The sequence below is a fragment of the Massilia sp. CMS3.1 genome (genome assembly GCF_051262535.1).
GTDB lineage: Bacteria > Pseudomonadota > Gammaproteobacteria > Burkholderiales > Burkholderiaceae_D > Telluria.
On sequence record NZ_JBIMES010000090.1, the window covers coordinates 1 to 417 of the forward strand.

The 417-nt window shown below is 52.3% G+C and carries 1 protein-coding gene; it reads left to right on the forward strand.

All coding sequences use genetic code 11. The features are described from left to right. Positions 1-23: 23 nt before the first annotated feature. A partial coding sequence (locus ACHAC9_RS24550) for a DUF7668 domain-containing protein (RefSeq protein WP_435764436.1) occupies positions 24-417 on the forward strand: 394 nt, incomplete at its 3' end.

Below are 417 nucleotides of genomic sequence, written 5' to 3' on the forward strand. Positions count from 1 at the left end.
ACTTTCGTTTCAAGGACGTATGGATGCGACCATTCAATGAGCACACAGAAGTTCCGGTAATCAAAGATTCGGAAAATGAAGGGCCGATACCTTCAGCATGGCGACCGACTCTAAAGAAGATCGTTGATGCCTTCGTTTGTCATGACTACCGTCTTGCGGATGGGGTTGCCGGAGTCGCTCCGGTCTCCGAGAAAACCGCGACGCAGATTCGGAAGTACATTCAAGGGTGCGGCGCAACGCTAGTATCACTTCCACAGGAGTCGTGGGCTACATCGGTGTGTATTTGGATGGGCGATCACTGGGACGCTCTGGTTGATCTCTGGACGGAAGAGGAAGGCAGAAGCGACCTCGTTTTGCAGGTTCACATATCAGAGGTGAGCAGTGAGCCTCTTGTGACCGTCTACATGGTCTACGTTC